The sequence below is a fragment of the Stenotrophomonas sp. NPDC047960 genome (assembly GCF_043204395.1).
Classification (GTDB): domain Bacteria; phylum Pseudomonadota; class Gammaproteobacteria; order Xanthomonadales; family Xanthomonadaceae; genus Stenotrophomonas.
On record NZ_JBIDBX010000005.1, the window covers coordinates 161,995 to 178,494 of the forward strand.

Here is a 16,500-nt window from a genome sequence, read left to right on the forward strand (position 1 = left end):
CTGTGGGTGAGTGTTCTGCTGCTGGTTGCCGGCAGCCTGTTGTTGAGTGCCTGCCGGAAGGAACCGGAAGGGGTGACCGTGCGTTTCTGGGCGATGGGCCGCGAAGCGGAAGTCGTCAGCGAACTGATCCGCGAATTCGAAGCGGACAATCCTGGCATCCACGTCGATGTGCAGAACATCCCGTGGACGGCCGCGCATGAAAAGCTGCTTACCGCGTTCGCCGCCGATGGGCTGCCGGACGTGTGCCAGCTGGGCAACACCTGGATTCCCGAGTTCGCCGAACTCAACACGCTGACTCCGCTGGCGCCGTTCGTGGCCAGATCGAAGGTGGTGGACCCGGCCGATTACTTCCAGGGCATCTGGGATACCAACGTCATCAACGGCGAGCTGGTCGGGGTGCCGTGGTACGTCGATACGCGCCTGCTGTACTACCGCAAGGACCTGCTGGCCAAGGCCGGTTTCGACCACCCGCCGCGCACCTGGGACGAGTGGAACACCATGATGGCGGCGATCAAGAAAATGCAGGGTCCGGACCGCTACGCGGTGCTGATGCCGATCAATGAGTTCGAGCAGCAGCTGTCCTTCGCCCTGCAGCAACCCGACCCGCTGCTGCGCGACCACGATACCCGGGGCAACTTCCGCAGCCCCGGCTTCCGCCGCACGCTGGCGTTCTACGAAAACATGTTCGCCCAGGGCTGGGCGCCGCGCATGTCCGAAACCCAGATCTCCAACGTGTGGGATGAATTCTTCAAGGGCTTCAACGTGTTCTACCTGTCCGGCCCCTGGAACATCCGCGAGTTCAAGAAGCTGCAGCCCAAGGAACTGGAAGGCAAGTGGGGCACCGCCGCACTGCCGGGCCCGGACGGCCCGGGCGCCGGCATCGCCGGCGGCACCAGCCTGGTGATCTTCCGCGGCTCGCAGCAGAAGGAAGCGTCGTGGAAGCTGATCGAGTTCCTGTCGCGCCCGGACATCCAGCAGCGCTTCCATTCCATCATCGGTGACCTGCCGCCGCGGCGCAGCACCTGGGAACACCCGTCGCTGGCCAACGACCCGCTGGCGCAGCCGTTCCGCGACCAGCTCGAGCGGGTGCGGCCGACCCCGAAGGTGCTGGAGTGGGAACGTATCGTGCAGGAGATGCGCATCGTCACCGAGCAGGTGGTGCGCGGTGGACTGGATCAGGATGTAGCCGTGAATCGATTGGATGACCGCGTGGACAAGGTGCTGGCCAAGCGCCGCTGGATGCATGAGCAGCGTACCCAGGCCGAACAGGGCGCCGCGCCGGAGGTGCTGCCATGAAGCAGCGCTCGCTTGCCGGCTGGATCTTCGCCGGCCCCTCGCTGCTGGTGATCGGTGTGTTCTTCGGCCTGCCGGTGTTCTCGGCGCTGGCGCTGAGCATCACCGACTTCGACCTGTACGCGCTCGCCGATGGCGGCAATCTGCGCTTCGTCGGCCTGGGCAACTACATCGACCTGCTGCAGACCCCGATGTTCTGGAAGTCGCTGTGGAACACCACGTATTTCGTGGTGGTCGGCGTGCCGATGTCGATTGGCGTGTCGCTGGGCGCAGCGATGCTGCTCAATGCCCCGGCCGCACGCTTCAAGGCGCTGTTCCGCACCGCGCTGTTTGCCCCGGTGGTGACCACGCTGGTGGCGGTAGCGGTGATCTGGCGCTACCTGTTCCATACCAACTACGGACTGGTCAACTACGGGCTGGGCCATCTGGGGATCAGCCCGATCGACTGGCTGGGCGACCCGAACTGGGCCATGCCCACCATCATGCTGTTCGCGGTGTGGAAGAACTTCGGCTACAACATGGTGATCTTCCTGGCCGGCCTGCAGGCAATCCCGCACGACCTGTACGAGGCGGCGCGCATCGATGGCGCATCGCGCTGGAAGCAGTTCCTGCACATCACCCTGCCGATGCTCGGCCCGGTGCTGCTGGTAGTGGGCGTGATCACCGTGTCCGGCTACTTCCAGCTGTTCGCCGAACCCTACGTGATGACCCGCGGCGACCCGCTGCAGAGCACCGTGAGCGTGCTGTATTTCATGTTCGAGGAAGGCTTCAAGTGGTGGAACCTGGGCCGCGCGTCGGCCGTGGCGTTCCTGCTGTTCCTGATCATCCTGGCGGTAACCAGCCTGATGCTGCGTTTCGGCCGCAAGAGGCAGTTGGTATGAGTCGTGAGATTGGCCAGTCGCGCTGGCATGCGTGGTGGGTGAACGGTGGGCTGCTGGTGCTGGCCGCCGTGAGCCTGGCGCCGCTGCTGTGGATGCTGTCGGTGTCGTTCATGCCGACCGGCGAGGCGGCGCATTTCCCGCCGCCGCTGCTGCCGTCGTCGGTGACGACCCACAACTACCACGAACTGTTTGCCCGTACCGGGATGGCCAACAACTTCGTCAACAGCCTGTTTGTGTCGCTGGCGATCACGCTGGGCTCGCTGCTGCTCAACACCATGGCCGGCTATGCGTTCGCCAAACTGCGCTTCGTCGGCCGTGAACGCATCTTCCAGGTGCTGCTGGCCGCACTGGTGATCCCCGCGCAGGTGGCCATGCTGCCGCTGTTCCTGCTGATGAAGCAGCTGGGCCTGGTGAACAGCTTCGGCGGAGTGATCGTGCCGGCACTGGCCAGCGTGTTCGGCATCTTCCTGGTGCGCCAGTACGCGCGTTCGATTCCGGATGAACTGTTGGAGGCGGCCCGGATTGACGGGGCAGGGGAGCTGCGCATCTTCTTCCAGATCGTGCTGCCGATGCTCAAGCCGGTGCTGGTCACCCTGTCCATCTTCACCTTCATGGGCGCCTGGAACGATTTCATGTGGCCGTTGATCGTGCTGACCGACCAGGAGCACTACACTCTTCCGGTTGCCCTGGCCACATTGTCGCGCGAACACATCATGGACGTTGAAATGATGATGGCCGGTGCGGTGGTCACGGTGGTCCCGGTGCTGGCACTGTTCCTGGTGCTGCAGCGCTACTACATCCAAGGTCTGCTGCTGGGGAGTGTGAAAGGGTGAAGCGTGCCGTCGTCGCGGGGGTTCTGGGTCTGGGTCTGGTGTGGTCGATGGCGGCGCCTGCCGCGCCCCCGGCAGTGCCGGCGGCGCCCAAGGTCCTGGACAGCTTCGACGACATGGCGCCCTGGAAACTGGTGGTGTCCGACCAGGTCAGCGGTTCGCTGCGCAGTGTGGCCGGCGCCAATGGTGGCCGCGCGCTGTGCGTGGACTATGACTTCCACGAGGTCTCCGGCTATGTGGCGATCCGCCGCGAACTGCCCATCACCTGGCCGGACAATTACCAGGTCGGGTTCCAGCTGCGCGGTGATTCGCCCGGCAATGATCTGCAGTTCAAGCTGATCGATGCCAGCGGCGACAACGTGTGGTGGGTCAACCGCCCCGGTTACGCCTTCCCCAAGACCTGGACGCCGGTGCAGTACCGCCAGCGCCAGATCGAAAAGGCCTGGGGCCCGGACCCGGACAAGACCCTGCGTAAGAGCGCGGCAGTGGAGTTCACCATCTACAGCAAGGTCGGCGGGCGCGGCACGGTCTGCTTCGACCGTCTCACACTGCAGGCGCTGCCGCCGGCCGATACCTCGGCGCTGGCGCCGTCGGTGATCGCCGATACCGCCCCCGCGCTGCAGAGCCGTATTGCCGATGGCAAGCCGGACACGGTGTGGATCAGCGGTGGCGTGCCCGACCAGACCATCAGCCTGGACCTGCACAGCGTGCGCGAGTTTGGTGGTGCGGTGATCCAGTGGGTGCCCGGCCTGGAAGCTACCCGCTACGTGGTGCGTGCCTCGGCCGATGGCCGGGACTGGCGTACCCTGCGCGAAATCACCGCCGGTGGTGGCGGTGACCGCGACTGGTTGGCACTGCCGGATACCGAGGCGCGCTACCTGCGCTTTGACCTGAAGAACGGCAGCAGCTGGCGCTACGGCATCCGCGATATCGCGATCAAGCCGCTGGATTTTGCAGGCACGCCGAATGAATTCGTTGAGTCGGTCGGTGCCGACCTGACCCGCGGCTTCGTACCGCGTGGCTTCAGCGGCGAGCAGCCGTACTGGACGCTGCTGGGCCTGGACGGCGGCCGCGAGCAGGCCCTGATCGGCGAAGACGGTGCGCTGGAAGTGGCCAAAGCCAGCTTCAGCGTTGAACCGTTCGTGGTGGTCGACAAGAAGGTGCTCAGCTGGGCTGACGTCGAAGCGAAGCAGTCGCTGCAGGACGACTACCTGCCGATCGCCAGCGTCGACTGGGCCCACCCCAAGGCTGCCTTGAAGGTAACCGGCTTCGTCCAGGGCAATCCTGCCAAGGCACAGCTGGTGGGCCGTTACACGCTGCACAACCCGGACAAGGTGGCGCACGATTACACCCTGGCGCTGGCGGTGCGGCCGTGGCAGGTGAACCCGCCGCGTCAGTTCCTCAACACGGTGGGCGGGGTCAGCCGTATCGACACGCTGGATTTCGAGCCTGGCCACGTCGACGTCAATGGCACGCCGCGGGTGTACCCGGTGCAGGCGCCGGACGCGGCATTCGCCAGCTCCTTCGACGGCAAGCTGGAGGTCACCCACCTGGCCAGCGGCAGCCTGCCCACTGCCACCGAAGTGCGCGATGCTACCGGGCTGGCCTCGGGCGCGCTGCTCTACCGCTGGCGGCTGGAGCCGGGCCAGAGCAGGGAGGTGGCCATCGTGCTGCCGCAGACCGGCGCGTGGACCACGCCGAAGGACTTCGACGCCAACAAGGCCCAGCAGCAGGTGGCCTCGATGTGGCGCACCAAGCTGGACCAGGTGGCGCTGCAGGTGCCGGCCGCCGGCAAGCCGCTGGCCGATACGCTGCGTACCGCACTGGCGCACATGCTCATTTCCCGGATCGGGCCGAGCCTGCAGCCGGGCACGCGATCATATTCGCGCAGCTGGATCCGCGATGGCGCGATGATTTCCGAAGGCCTGTTGCGAATGGGCCGCAGCGACGCGGTGCGAGAGTATGTGAACTGGTACGCGCCATACCAGTTCGACAACGGCAAGGTTCCCTGCTGCGTGGACGCGCGCGGCGCCGACCCGGTGCCGGAGAACGACAGCCATGGCGAGCTGATCTTCAACATCGCCGAGTACTGGCGCTACACCGGTGACAGCACTTTCCTGGAACTGATGTGGCCGCACGTACAGGGGGCCTATCAGTACATGGAGCAGCTGCGCCTGAGCGAGCGCACCGAGGAAAACCGCGCGCGCAATCCGGCCTTCTACGGGATGATGCCGGTCTCGATCAGCCACGAAGGCTATTCGGCCAAGCCGATGCACTCGTACTGGGACAACTTCTGGGCCCTGCGCGGCTACAAGGATGCGGCGATCATTGCCAGCACGCTGGGCAAGATGGAGGCGCTGCAGATCGCCGAATCGCGCGACCAGTTCCGTGGCGACCTGCAGGCCTCGCTGTTGGCGGCCACGGCCCTGCACAAGATTGATTTCCTGCCCGGTTCGGCCGAGCTGGGCGATTTCGATGCGACCTCCACCACCATCGCACTGGCTCCGGCCGGCGAGCAGGGACGGTTGCCGCAACCGTATCTGGACAATACCTTCGAGCGCTACTGGAAGCAGTTCGAGGAGCGCCGCGACGGCAAGCGCGAGTGGAAGGATTACACCCCGTACGAATGGCGCAACGTCGCCGCGTTCGTGCGCCTGGGCTGGCGCGACCGCGCCTGGCAGGCCACCGAGTTCTTCTTCAGGGACCGCGCGCCGCAGGCCTGGAACCAGTGGGCCGAAGTGGTCTCGCACACGCCGCGCAAGCCGTTCTTCGTCGGCGATCTGCCGCATGCCTGGGTGGCGTCGGACTTCGTGCGCTCGGCGCTGGACATGTTCGCCTACAACCGCGACGTGGATGACAGCCTGGTGCTGGCCGCCGGCGTGCCCAGCCGCTGGCTGGATGGCGCCGGGGTCGGGGTGAAGGGGTTGCGCACCCCGAATGGACAGCTCAGCTACACGCTGGCCCGCAGCGACAGGCAGCTCACGCTGCAGATCGCCTCCGGGCTGCTGGTACCGCAGGGCGGGGTGATCCTGCCGTGGCCGTTCAGCGGCGAACCGGGGGATGCCACCATCAACGGCGAGCCGGCGCAGTGGCTCAACGGCGAGCTGCGCATCACCCAGGTGCCGGCCAGGGTGGAGGTGCAGATCCCGGCCTCGGTGCGGCGCGCCGAACGCAAGGCGCCGTGACCGCGGCGGTGCTGCGCCCCGGCATGCTCGGCGTGCTGCTGGCCTGCGCGCTGGCGGCGCTGCCGGCGCGCGCGGCAGCGCCGGTGGAGAAGGGCATGAGCATGGTCACCTTCAACCTGCACCATGACCGCGAAGACTGGCCGCAGCGACGCCAGGTGATCCTGCGCGAGCTGCAGGCGTTGCAACCCGACGCGATCGCGCTGCAGGAAGTGATCCAGACGCCGCATGTGCGCAACCAGGCCGCTTGGCTCGCGCGCAGGCTCGGCTATGACTACCAGTTTGTTTCCACAGATCCGCCGGGGCGCTTCAAGCGGTATGGCAATGCGCTGCTGACCCGGCGGCCGGTGCTGGCGCGCGGTGAGCGGCTGTTGGCACCGCTCACCGATTACCGCACCGTCGCACACCTGCGCATCGACGTGGACGGGCAGGCGGTGAACGTCTACGCCACCCATCTCAACGAGCGTTCGGATGAGACCGGCAGTCGCATCCGCGGCGAGCAGGTGGCGGATCTGTTGAAGTTCATCGCAGGCACCGCAGGTGATGCACCTGTGGTGATTGCGGGAGATTTCAATGCGCTGGTGGATGCAGGCGATCTGAGTGCGCTGCGCCAGCGCTACGGCGACAGCTACGGAAGCGTGCACGTGAACAACGAACTGGCGGAGATCAGTACGTTGAACCGGCACTACTACGATGCGCCGTCGCGCATCGACCACATCTTCTTCCAGCAGGACAGGCTGCTGGCCCGCGAAGCGAAGCTGCTGTTCGACCAGCCCTACGCCGAAGGGCGCTGGGCGTCGGACCATTACGGCGTGTGGACCCGCCTGCAGTTCGCACCGTAACGTCGGCAGGACGCACGACGCGTTGTGCGGCCACCGGTAGAGTCGGTTCCCAAACGACTGCACGTGGTGCCGGCCAGATGCGGTAACGCATGACTGTCGATCGGGAACGGCTTTGCTGCATGTAACGGCAACAGCATCCTTCGATGCAGGTCATGCGTTACCGGGCCGATCAGCGATGCGTGCAGTCGTTTGGAAACCGACTCTACCCGTGGCCGCATCATTCGATCAGCACGGTCGCGATCCAGAGTCCGACCCCAAACGCAGACAGCGGCCCGAAGGCCGCTGTCTGTTTGTTACCTTGCCGCTGGAACCGGATCAGGCCTTGTCGGTCTTTTCCGGGTCCTGCTTGTCGGCATCGTCGGCCTTGGCGACATCGGTCGGGATGTCTTCGCGGGCTTCGGCGTGCGCGGCCTGGGCGGCTGCATCGGTCGGTGCGGCGTCGCTGCCGGCGCTGCCGAACAGCTGGCCGTTCTGCATCGCCGGCGTAACCGGCGCCGAGTCACCGCGTGCCACCGGTGCCGGGGCAGCCGGCGCGGCCGGAACGGCGTCCACTGCATCCAGCATGCTGGTCTGCACCGGACGACCGACTTCGGTCGGACCCTTGTGCTCGACAACCGGTGCGCTGGTGCTGGCGTCGGCGGCCTTCGGGGTCTCGACGGCGGCCGGCGCGGTCGGGGCCGGGGTCACGGCGGGCGTTGCAATCAGCTTCGGTGCTTCGGTTACGACCGGGGCTGCGACAGCCTTCGGCGCTTCAGCTGCGACCGGCGTTTCGACGGCCTTCGGCGCTTCGGTCACGGCCGGCGTTTCAACAACCTTCGGCGCTTCGGTCACGACCGGGGCTTCAACAGCCTTGGGCGCTTCAACCACGACCGGGGCTTCAACGGCCTTCGGTGCTTCTGTCACCACCGGCTTCGCAGCCTCCGGTGCCTTGGCAACCGGCGCGGAGGCCGGCATCGGCGATTCCACGAACGGCACGCGGTCGGTGTAGGACGGGGTGCGCTCTGCCACCGGCTCGGCCTTCGGGGCCGGGGCGGCCTCGCTGTGACCGGCGGTTACCACCGGGCTGCTGACCACGGCCAGCGGCGCAGCGGCGGCAACGGCAGCCACCGGGGCCGGGCGCGGGGCCTGGACCGGAGCAGCCGGCGCAGCGCCGTCGTCATCGAAGTCGAACTCCGGGTTCGACTCGGTGCTGCGGGCGGCCTGGCGGGCAGCCTGGACGGTGGTGTCACCGTCCTGCTCGCCATCCTGGTCGTCGCTGTCGCCGTCGTCGTCCAGACCGCCGTCATCGTTCAGACCATCGCTGCCGGCAGCCTGCTCGCCATTGCCACGACGACGACGGCGACCACCGCGACGGCCACGACGACGGCGCGAGGCGCCTTCGCCGCTGGCATCGTCGCCGGCGGCCGGGGTGTCGCCCTGCTCGGCCGACTCGCCCTCCACCGCAACGGTGGTCAGGCGGGTATCGTCGGCCGCTGCAATGCTGGACGCCGGGGTCGCGGCGGTGGTGGTCGGGATCGCCGCGTCGGCCACGGCCACCGCTGCGGTTACCAGCGCGGCATCGGCAACCGTCGCGCCGGTCTGCGCCGGCTTGGCGGCGTCGGGCTGCGGCTGACGCGCGGGCTTGTCGCCCTCGTTCTGCTGGCGCGGGGGCTTCTGTTTCTGGTTCAGCTTCGGCTGCTGCTCATTGCGCGGGGCCCTGGGCTGCTGCTCGTTGCGCGGTTTGCCCTGCTGGGGCTGGCCAGCGGCGGGCGCGGCAGCCTGTGCGGCCACGTCCTGGCGGCGCTCGTCGCGGCGCTCGCCCTTGCCGGCGCGTTCGCCACGGTCGTCGCGACGGTCCTTGCCACGGCCCTGGCCCTGCTGGCCCTGGCCCTGGCCACGTTCGCCACGCTCATCGCGGCGGCCGTTGCGGTCCTTGCCGTTGCGGTCCTTGGTGCGGCCGTTGCGGCTGCCGTCCTGGGCCGGGCGCGCGTTGGTCTGCGGTGCGGCAGCCGGGGCCGGCTCGCCGCCGAAGATGCGCTTGAGCCAGCCGACCACGCCGGTGGCGGCCGGGGCAGCGACCGGCGCGGGGGCGACCGGGGCCGGGGCAGGCGCCACCGGTTCGGTAACCTCGCGGACCGGGGCCGGGGAGCTGTGCTTGACGTTGGTGACCGCCGGAGCGACCGGGATGTTCAGCTGCGCCTTGGTCAGCGCATGCACCGGCAGCTTGCGCGGGGTGCCACGCTGGTAGCTCGGCTTGCCGCTTTCCTCGCCCAGTTCGTTTTCACGCAGGCGGGTCACTTCGTAGTGCGGGGTGTGCAGCTGCTCATCGGCCACGATCACGATCGGCGCGTCATGGCGCTGTTCGATCTCGCGCAGCGCGCTGCGCTTCTCGTTGAGAAGGTAGTTGGCGATCTCGACCGGGGCCTGGACCAGCACCTGCCCGGTGTTTTCCTTCATCGCATGCTCTTCAGCCACGCGGATGATCGACAGCGACAGCGATTCCACCGAGCGCATGCGGCCGTGGCCGTCGCAACGCGGGCAGACGATCTGGCTGGATTCGCCCAGGCTCGGGCGCAGGCGCTGGCGGCTCATCTCCATCAGGCCGAAGCGCGAAATGCGGCCCAGCTGCACGCGCGCACGGTCGTACTTGAGCGCGTTCTGCAGGCGGTTCTCGACTTCGCGCTGGTGCTTGTTCGACGACATGTCGATGAAGTCGATCACCACCAGGCCGCCCAGGTCGCGCAGGCGCAGCTGGCGGGCCACTTCCTCGGCCGCTTCCAGATTGGTCTGGAACGCGGTGTCCTCGATATCGCTGCCCTTGGTGGCGCGCGAGGAGTTCACGTCGATGGCGGTCAATGCTTCGGTCTGGTCCACCACGATCGAGCCGCCCGAGGGCAGGCGGACGTTGCGCTCATAGGCGCCTTCGATCTGCGATTCGATCTGGAAGCGGTTGAACAGCGGAATGTCGTCGGTGTAATGCTTGAGCTTGCGCAGGGTCTGCGGCATCACCTGCTGCATGAACTCGCGGGCGGTGTCGTACAGCTCCTGGGTGTCGACCAGGATCTCGCCCACATCGGCGCGCAGGTAGTCGCGCAGCGCGCGCACGATCAGGCGCGATTCCTGGTAGATCAGGAACGGGGCCGGCTTGGTCAGCGCCGCTTCGGCAATCGACTTCCAGACCTGCAGCAGGTAGTCCAGGTCCCACTGCAGCTCTTCGGCATCGCGGCCGACGCCGGCGGTGCGGATGATGACGCCCATGTCGTCGGGGATCTGCAGCTTGTCCAGCGCTTCCTTCAGCGCGGCGCGGTCTTCGCCCTCGATGCGACGCGACACGCCACCGGCGGTGGGTGAGTTCGGCATCAGCACCATGTAGCGGCCGGCCAGGGAGATGAACGTGGTCAGGGCGGCGCCCTTGTTGCCTCGCTCTTCCTTGTCGACCTGGACCACCACTTCCTGGCCTTCACGCAGCAGCTCGCGGATGCCGGCCTTGTTGTGGTCGACCCCGGCTTGGAAATAATCGCGGGAGATTTCCTTCAGCGGCAGGAAGCCGTGGCGTTCGCCGCCGTATTCAACAAAGGCCGCTTCCAGCGAGGGCTCAAGGCGCGTGATGCGGCCCTTGTAGATGTTCGACTTCTTCTGTTCCTTGGACGGCTGTTCGATGTCGATGTCGTACAGCGTCTGGCCATCCACGATGGCTACCCGCAGCTCTTCAGCCTGCGTGGCGTTGATCAGCATTCGCTTCATATTGCGTTCCTCGCGCGCTGCTACCGCGCGGAACGCCATGGGGTTTCGCTTCTGGTCACGCTTGCACGCCCATCGCGCATGCGCGGGGAGGGCGGCTTGGGTTTCCAGCGCTTCAACACCACGGCAGGCCGCGGGAGCGCTTCATTTTGTTTTGGTTTGGGTGTTGCGGGCCGGAGGCAGCTTTCAGCCAGGCTGGAGCGCCACAGGGACATTTTTTCAGCGCAGACGCGTGTCAGGCATCCGGCGATGGCCGGGACTGCCGGTGAGCCGCTAACATGGCCGCCCCGGGGGCGGTGGCTGCGCACTGTGCCGGAATCGAGGGAAGCCGGGCTTCTGGCCCAGAGCAACTTCCAACGAAATCAATCCCTTATCTCGCCCGCCGAGTGTAACAGAATAAAAGGCCAATGACCGATACCGTGCCGTCCCCCAAACCCGCTGAAGGCAAGACCAGCGTCCGTCTCCTGACTGTTCCGGCCGACCGTGCCGGGCAACGCCTGGACAACTTCCTGCTCGGCCAGCTGAAGGGTGCGCCACGCAGTCTGGTCTACAAGCTCGTGCGCAGCGGCCAGGTCCGTGTGAACGGCGGCCGCGCCAAGGCCGAACGCAAGCTGGTGGAGGGCGACGAAGTGCGCGTGCCTCCGGTTCGTCTCACTGAGGAAGGAGACAAGGCGGGGCCGCCGGCGGCATTCATGAAGCGGCTGGAAGACGCCATCGTTTATGAAGACGAGCGCCTGCTGGCCCTGAACAAGCCTTCCGGCGTGGCCAGCCACGGCGGCAGCGGGATCAGTTTCGGGGCCATCGAGACGCTTCGCGCGCTGCGCCCGGGCAAGACCCTCGAGCTGGTGCACCGGCTGGACCGGGACACCTCGGGCCTGCTGATCGTGGCCAAGAAGCGCTCGGCGCTGAGCGAACTTCAGGCGCTGCTGCGTGAAGACCACGGTGCGGGCATCCGCAAGCGCTACCTGACCCTGCTGGTGGGGCGCATGCCCGATGGCACCATGACCGTGGACGCCCCGTTGCACGTCGGCCTGCGCCAGGGCGGCGAGCGCCACGTGCAGGTCAATGCGATCGGCAAGGAATCGATCAGCCACTTCAGCGTGCTCGAGCGCAAGGGCGGCCATTCATTCTGCGAAGTCCGCATCGAAACCGGGCGCACCCACCAGATCCGCGTGCACGCCCAGCACCTGGGGCACCCGGTGGCCGGTGACGACAAATACGGCGATCCGGACGTCAACAAGCGGCTTCGTGACCAGATCGGTCTGAAACGCCTGTTCCTGCACGCCGCTTCGCTGGAGTTCTCGCTGGACGCCGGCAAGACCCCCTACCTGCTCAATGCGCCGCTGGCGGAAGAGCTGACCGATGCGTTGAACCGGTTGGGGTGACGCGCGACGACCAACGGTCGTCGCCTACCGTGGTTGGATCGCGGTAGGTACCGACCGTTGGTCGGTACGCCCTACCATTTGAACAACACCAGGCTGATCGCCAGGCTGGCCATGCCGGCCACCAGACCGTACACCGTCTCGTGACCCCTGGAGTACCGCTTGGCTGCCGGCAGCAGCTCATCCAGCGCCAGGAACACCATCACCCCGGAAATAAGCCCGAACACCCAGCCGAACGTCGCGTGGTTGAGCACCCCGGACAACAGCACGTACCCGATCGCCGCACCAATCGGCTCGGCCAGCCCCGACAGCAGGCTGGCGCCGAACGCGTAGAACTTGTTCTGGGTGGCGAAATACACCGGCACCGCGATCGCAATGCCCTCGGGAATATTGTGGATGGCAATCGCAAACGCCAGCGGCATGCCCACTGATGGGCTTTCCAGCGTCGCAAAGAACGTGGCCAGGCCTTCCGGGAAGTTGTGCGCGGTGATCGCCACCGCCGTCAGCAGGCCCACCCGCTTGATGTAGGCCTTGTTGTTTTCCCGGAACATCGGGTCCTGCTTGTCCAGGCTTTCATGCGGGTTCGGGATCAGGTGATCGATCAGCACGATCAGCAGGACCCCGCACAGGAACGCTGCCGTGGCATAGGCATAACCCACGCGCGCGTCATAGGCCAGGCTGAACGAATCGATCGCCTTGGTCAGGATCTCGGTCAGCGACACGAACACCATGGCGCCGCCGGCGAAGGCCAGGCCGAAGGCCAGCAGGCGGGGGTTGGGGCGGCGCGAGAACAACACCATCAGGCTGCCCAGGCCGGTGGCCAGGCCGGCAGCCAGGGTCACCAGCAGGGCGACCCATACATTTTCACTCGAGATGTCCAGCATGCGCCACAGCGTCCTTTGATCAGCCGCCGCGACGCAGGCGCTCTTCCACGGCGAAGCACTCGTCGGGCTTGGGCTGCGGCGGGTTGAAGCTCACCGGTACCTGGATGGTGGTGGGCACCGCCTGGCCGGCGCGGGTGGCTGCCTTGAACTGCCAGCCTTGCACCGCTTTCTGCGCCTGCTCGTCGAGCTGGGCGTTGCCGCTGCCACTCACAAGCTGCACCTGGCCGGGCTTGCCGTCGGTACCCACCACCACCTTCAGCGTAGTGGTGCCGCCAATCGCCTGGCAGGCCAGCTCGATCGGGTAGACCGGCGGCGGTGTCTTCACCGCGGCCACTTCGGTAGGCGCTGCCACCGGTGCCGCCGGTTCCGACTCCGACGACCCGCCACAACCGGCAAGGGACAGCACCGCCGCGGTCAGTGCCACGCGTATCTGGATGTTCATCGCTATCACTCCGTCAGGCCCGAAGCCTTGGCTGCACAGATGAAGTCGTTCTCGCTCAACCCACCCACGTCATGGGTGGAAAAGCGCACCACGGCGCGGTCGTAATGCACGCCGAGGTCCGGGTGGTGGTCTTCCGCATGGGCCACCCAGGCCAGGGCGTTCACGAACGCCATGGTCCGGTAGTAGTCGGAGAAGCGGAAGGTCCGGACCAGGGCCTGGCCCTGCTCGGCCAGCTCCCAGCCGGGAACCTGCGGCAGCAGCTCGGCTATCCGGGCCTCGCCCAGCTTGTGGTCGCTGCCCTTGCGCGGTACGCACCGGGCCTGCGCCAGCGGAATCAGGTCGGCCATCAAATCCTCCACCTCGTGTATGCCTGAACAATGCGCCGGCCGGTGTATAAACCGAATGAGCGCATAACATGTAAGCCGCTAGAATAGCCGCATGATCCAGATCTCCGACACTGCCCAGACCTATTTCCGCAAGCTCATCGAGCGCGAAGCCGTGCCCGGCATGGGCGTGCGCCTCAGCGCCGTGGACGCTGGCACCCCGCGCGCCGACGCCCGCCTGGAGTTCGCCGAACCGGCCGACCTGCTGGGCGACGAGTGGGCGGTGGACTGCGACGGCTTCACCCTGTACGTGGCCGCCACCAGCGTGGCCTGGATGGATGGGGCCGACATCGACATCGTCACCAATGCCACCGGCGGCCAGCAGCTCACCATCAAGGCCCCGAAGATCAAGGGCGAGGCCCCGGCCGATTCCGCCTCGCTGGTCGAACGCGTGCGCTGGGTGGTGGAAAACGAAGTCAACCCGCAGCTGGCCTCGCATGGCGGCAAGGTCGCCGTGCAGGAAGTATCTGCCGACGGCGTGGTCCTGCTGCGCTTCGGCGGCGGCTGCCAGGGGTGCGGCATGGCCGATGTCACCCTGAAGCAGGGTATCGAGAAGACCCTGATGGGCCGCGTGCCCGGGATTACCGCAGTACGCGACGCGACCGACCATGACAGCGGTCATGCGCCGTATATTCCCCGCGGCACGGCTGCCTGATCGGCCTGCGTGACACTGCGCCGGGCTGACGAGATCCTCCACTGGCTGCTGGCTCGCCAGCCGGACAAACGCATCGTTGAGAAAACCACGGGCCTTCCCTACGGGTGGGGCCTGTGGTTGCGTGCGCTGACCCCGCTGCCGCGCCCGTTCCGTTCGACCGAGGTCATTGCCGAACTGATCCAGCGGCCGTTGCCAGGCCCCCCCGGCCGGCTGCCGGCGCTGGGCGTGGTGCAGTCGCTGCGGCGCCTGCTCTGGCAGACCTGGGACCCGGCCCCGCGCGACCAGCGCTGGATGCGCTGGACCGCGGCCGTGATAAGCGTGCTGCTGCACGTCATGTTCGCGCTGCTGCTGGTGTGGGTGGCACTGATCCGCCCGCCGGCGCAGTCCGAGCAGGGCGGCGAGGGCGGCCGTATCCAGGTGGAATTCCTGGGCAGCGGAACACCCCGGGACAGTGGTGGCGGCGAGCCCGGCGCCGGTAGCGCCGGTAGCGCCGGTAGCGCAGTAGCGGCAGCTGCTGCGGCCTCGCAGGCTGCGGCCTCGCAGGCTGCGGCCTCTCAAACGGCGGCGACCGCAGCCACCGCGCCCCAGCCGCCGGCGTCCGCGCCGGAACCGGCCGCCAGCGCCGAGCCCACGCCGGCCCCAGCAGTCCCGGCACCTGCTGCGGTAGAGCAGCCGATCCAGGCCACCGACGTGGCCGAAGCGACCAGCGATTTCGTGGTGCCGCCCACCACCGTACCGCGCACTGAAGTGCGGGTGATTCCGCGCGATGCGCCTGAGCCACAGGTTCGCGAACGCACTGTGGAGATGGCGGATGCACCAACCCCGCCTTCGATCACTCCGGCAGTGCGCCCGGTGGAGCCGCAACTGCGCACGCGCGACATCGCGGTGCGCGAACGTGAGGTCACCGTGGTCACCGCACCCACGGCGCCGGTGGCCGTGCCCGGTCCACGGGTCGAGGTCAGCCTGCCTCAGCGCGAACTGCAGGTGCGCGAACGCGAGGTGACCCCGGCGCCGTCGATATCGGTCACGGTCGCGCCGGTGCCGCAGCGGGAAATCACCGTGCGCCGGCGCAGTCCGGAGCTGGCAGTACGCGAGCGCGCGGTGCCGAACGCCACGCCACGCCCCGCAACGGCCGCAGCGACCCCATCGGCAGCGGCCTCGGTGCCATCGCCCACGCCCGCGCAGAGTGCGGCCAGCCAGGCCACGCCAAGCCGCAGCAGCGCGTCGAATGCCGCGCCCGCAAGTACCGCGGCCGCGCGACCCTCGCCCACGCCCGGCAACTGGGCCACGCCCGCACGTGGGGATGATTGGGGTGCCTCGGTCCGCGAAAGGGCCGGCGAGCGCAGCGGCGCACAGGCCAATCAGGGCGCTGGCCGCACCGCCGACGGACTGTTCAATGCAGATGGCAGCGTCCGCGTACCCGAGCAGGATGGCACCGGGGACAGCGCACGCGGCGCCCCTGGTGGCGAGAACGACGGCTGGAGCCGCGAACGCATCGCGCAGTCGGGCACGTGGCTCAAGCGCCCGCCGTACGACTACACGCCCACGTCGTTCGACAAATACTGGGCGCCGAACGAATCGCTGCTGGCCGAGTGGGTGCGCAAGGGCATCAAGGCCGTGGAGATACCGATCCCGGGCACCAGTTCAAAAATCTCCTGCGTGGTATCGATCCTGCAATTCGGTGGCGGCTGTGGCCTGACCGATCCCAACATGCAGGACCAGCCGGCGGTGGCCCGCCCGCCACCGGACATTCCGTTCAAGAAGGAATTGCAGGAAGACAACGGAAGTCGATGATGGCCGCGCCATCATCGGTTCCGGTTCCGGTGCCGGTGCCGGTGCTTTTGCCGTTGCTGTCGCTGGTGCTATTGCCGTTGCTGTCGCCGGTAGGGTTGCATCCCGATCAACCGCCGTGAAATGCCCCGCGGCCGGTAGGGCATGAACATCGGCGGGGAAAGCCGTCACGTCGTTCGAGGCAATGCGTTACCGGGCGTTGCAGCGCTATCGGC

12 protein-coding genes are annotated in these 16,500 nt (G+C 67.2%); 8 read left to right on the forward strand and 4 right to left on the reverse strand.

Annotated features, from left to right (window positions below; all coding sequences use genetic code 11):
- Positions 1 to 6 precede the first annotated feature (6 nt).
- Genes ACGFZ3_RS12510 through ACGFZ3_RS12530 form a run of 5 tightly spaced genes read left to right on the forward strand, consistent with a single transcriptional unit; the run spans position 7 to position 7,028 of the window.
- Entirely contained in the window at positions 7 to 1,296 is a 1,290-nt protein-coding gene (locus ACGFZ3_RS12510; protein WP_392922018.1) for a sugar ABC transporter substrate-binding protein, read from the forward strand.
- Positions 1,293 to 2,174 (forward strand): carbohydrate ABC transporter permease, encoded by an 882-nt coding sequence (locus tag ACGFZ3_RS12515; protein ID WP_392921410.1) that lies wholly within the window; start codon positions 1,293 to 1,295, stop codon positions 2,172 to 2,174. The genes ACGFZ3_RS12510 and ACGFZ3_RS12515 overlap by 4 nt, the downstream gene beginning before the upstream one ends.
- Positions 2,171 to 3,007, forward strand: coding sequence for a carbohydrate ABC transporter permease (locus ACGFZ3_RS12520; RefSeq protein ID WP_339449054.1), 837 nt, complete (start codon positions 2,171 to 2,173; stop codon positions 3,005 to 3,007). Before ACGFZ3_RS12515 ends, ACGFZ3_RS12520 begins: the two co-directional genes overlap by 4 nt.
- A gap of 47 nt (positions 3,008 to 3,054) precedes the next feature.
- Positions 3,055 to 6,189 (forward strand): discoidin domain-containing protein, encoded by a 3,135-nt coding sequence (locus tag ACGFZ3_RS12525; protein ID WP_392921415.1) that lies wholly within the window; start codon positions 3,055 to 3,057, stop codon positions 6,187 to 6,189.
- A gap of 23 nt (positions 6,190 to 6,212) precedes the next feature.
- Entirely contained in the window at positions 6,213 to 7,028 is an 816-nt protein-coding gene (locus ACGFZ3_RS12530; protein WP_392922021.1) for an endonuclease/exonuclease/phosphatase family protein, read from the forward strand.
- Positions 7,029 to 7,343: 315 nt separating this feature from the next.
- On the opposite strand, the gene rne is transcribed toward ACGFZ3_RS12530, so the two are convergent.
- A complete protein-coding gene (gene rne, locus ACGFZ3_RS12535; protein ID WP_392921418.1) occupies positions 7,344 to 10,751 on the reverse strand; it encodes a ribonuclease E in 3,408 nt (1,135 codons plus the stop codon).
- 404 nt (positions 10,752 to 11,155) lie between these two features.
- Here rne and ACGFZ3_RS12540 point away from each other — a divergent pair, with 404 nt between their 5' ends.
- Positions 11,156 to 12,133 (forward strand): RluA family pseudouridine synthase, encoded by a 978-nt coding sequence (locus ACGFZ3_RS12540; RefSeq protein ID WP_392921421.1) that lies wholly within the window; start codon positions 11,156 to 11,158, stop codon positions 12,131 to 12,133.
- 71 nt (positions 12,134 to 12,204) lie between these two features.
- Here ACGFZ3_RS12540 and zupT read toward each other — a convergent pair whose 3' ends face one another.
- Genes zupT through ACGFZ3_RS12555 form a run of 3 tightly spaced genes read right to left on the reverse strand, consistent with a single transcriptional unit; the run spans position 12,205 to position 13,803 of the window.
- A complete protein-coding gene (gene zupT, locus ACGFZ3_RS12545; protein ID WP_392921424.1) occupies positions 12,205 to 13,014 on the reverse strand; it encodes a zinc transporter ZupT in 810 nt (269 codons plus the stop codon).
- Positions 13,015 to 13,033: 19 nt separating this feature from the next.
- A complete protein-coding gene (locus ACGFZ3_RS12550) occupies positions 13,034 to 13,456 on the reverse strand; it encodes an energy transducer TonB (RefSeq protein WP_392921427.1) in 423 nt (140 codons plus the stop codon).
- A 5-nt stretch (positions 13,457 to 13,461) separates the two neighbouring features.
- Positions 13,462 to 13,803: a 4a-hydroxytetrahydrobiopterin dehydratase gene (locus tag ACGFZ3_RS12555; protein WP_392921429.1), complete on the reverse strand. Its 342-nt coding sequence runs from the start codon at positions 13,801 to 13,803 to the stop codon at positions 13,462 to 13,464.
- Between the two features lie 91 nt (positions 13,804 to 13,894).
- On the opposite strand from ACGFZ3_RS12555, the gene ACGFZ3_RS12560 reads away from it, so the two are divergent.
- Both ACGFZ3_RS12560 and ACGFZ3_RS12565 read left to right on the forward strand, forming a co-directional pair.
- Positions 13,895 to 14,494 carry an NfuA family Fe-S biogenesis protein gene (locus ACGFZ3_RS12560; protein ID WP_392921432.1) on the forward strand — a complete coding sequence of 200 codons (600 nt, stop codon included), beginning with the start codon at positions 13,895 to 13,897 and terminating at the stop codon, positions 14,492 to 14,494.
- A 9-nt stretch (positions 14,495 to 14,503) separates the two neighbouring features.
- Complete coding sequence (locus ACGFZ3_RS12565; RefSeq protein ID WP_392921435.1) at positions 14,504 to 16,288, forward strand: hypothetical protein; 1,785 nt, start codon at positions 14,504 to 14,506, stop codon at positions 16,286 to 16,288.
- Positions 16,289 to 16,500 lie beyond the last annotated feature (212 nt).